The organism is Pseudonocardia pini, assembly GCF_013870575.1.
In the GTDB taxonomy this organism is placed as follows: Bacteria; Actinomycetota; Actinomycetes; order Mycobacteriales; family Pseudonocardiaceae; genus Pseudonocardia; species Pseudonocardia pini.
The window spans coordinates 1-1342 of record NZ_JACBXB010001102.1 but is presented as its reverse complement, the minus strand read 5'-3'; the positions used below and the strand labels follow the sequence as shown (position 1 = coordinate 1342).

The 1342-nt window shown below is 72.8% G+C and carries 1 pseudogene; it reads left to right on the top strand.

Annotation, left to right across the window (positions count from 1 at the left end):
- A pseudogene (locus H5J29_RS32895) lies at positions 1-959 on the top strand (hypothetical protein); the annotation flags it as partial.
- Positions 960-1342 lie beyond the last annotated feature (383 nt).

Sequence of the window (1342 nt, the reverse complement as noted above, 5' to 3'; positions counted from 1 at the left end):
GCGCGGCCGTGCGCCGGGGGCGCGCCGCCCTGGAGAAGACCGCCCGCGAGATCGTGCTGTGGTCGAACGCGGACCGGTTCGCCGAGGTCAAGCCCGATGTCCGGGACCGGTTCCGGGTCACGGACGTGGCGGGCGAGCTCGGTTTCGTGGCCACCACGCTCGCCGAGGACCTGGAGAGGTTCGCGGTGAACCTGCGGGGCAGGCTCGAGGAGCTGGAGGAGCACAAGTCGGTCGTGGTCACGGCGATGACCGGGATGGTGCGCCAGGCACTGCGCTCGCTGGCCCGCGCCCAGACCCTCTCCGAGCTGCCCGAGAACCTGGGCGCGTGGGCCGGGCACCGGTTCCTCGACGTCGGCCCGCGGTCGGCGGTCGAGACGGCCGACGCCGTCGTCCGGGACCGCTGCGCCCGGCTCGTCGACGTCCTGACCTCCCGCGGCGCCGAGGTCCCGCGCGGTCAGGAGCTGCTCTGGCAGGCCACGAACGCCGTGGTCGGCGACGGGAACTGGCGCGCGCGGGTGCTCAAGCCCTCGACGGCACTGGCGCTGGAACGGGTCTCGGTCGAGCGGATGCGCAAGTGGTCCGGCGGCGAGAAGGTCACGATCTCGCTGCTGCTCTTCTGCATGGTCGCGAAGCTGCGCGCCACCAGCCGCGGCCGAGAGCTGCCCGGCCTCGGCGCGCTCCCGCTGGACAACCCGCTCGGCAAGGCCAACTACGTGGTCTTCCTCGACCTGCAGCGCAAGGTCGCCGCGGCCAACGGCGTCCAGCTCGTCTTCCTGACGGGGGTCGGGGACATGAAGGCCGTCGGCCGTTTCCCGAACATCATCCGGATGCGGAACGCGGCGAACCGCGGCCGCGAGTACGTCCGGGTCGCGGACCGCACCCAGGCCGACGAGGACCCGTCGGGCGCGATCGACACCACCCGCATCCACCGAGACGACCCGGTCCTCACCCTGCTGTGAGGCCTGGCCAGGTCCGGTCCGAGCGGACCGGGCCTGACCAGGAGGTTTCCGGAGTATGCACGATGTCGAACGGTTGAGCGGCCCGATGATCAGAAATCGAACCACCGGGCCGCTCAACGGCGTGGGCGCCTGACGGTCAGATTTCGAAGCATTCCGGGGAGGCACCCGTCTGGGCCGCTGCCGGGCGTCGCTGCTGCCGGGCGCGGCGACCAGGCACAGCGGGGTGTCGCGTGAGCTGGGTCGGAGCGCGCGCAGTACTGCTCAGGGGCGGGTGAGGTAGCGCCCGGCGGCCTCGTGATAGCGGTCGGCCAGGCCGGGGGTGGGCTCGCCCTCGTACCGTTGGGAGGTGCCGCCGTCCCAGCTCGGGGGCTCGGCGGCGCCGG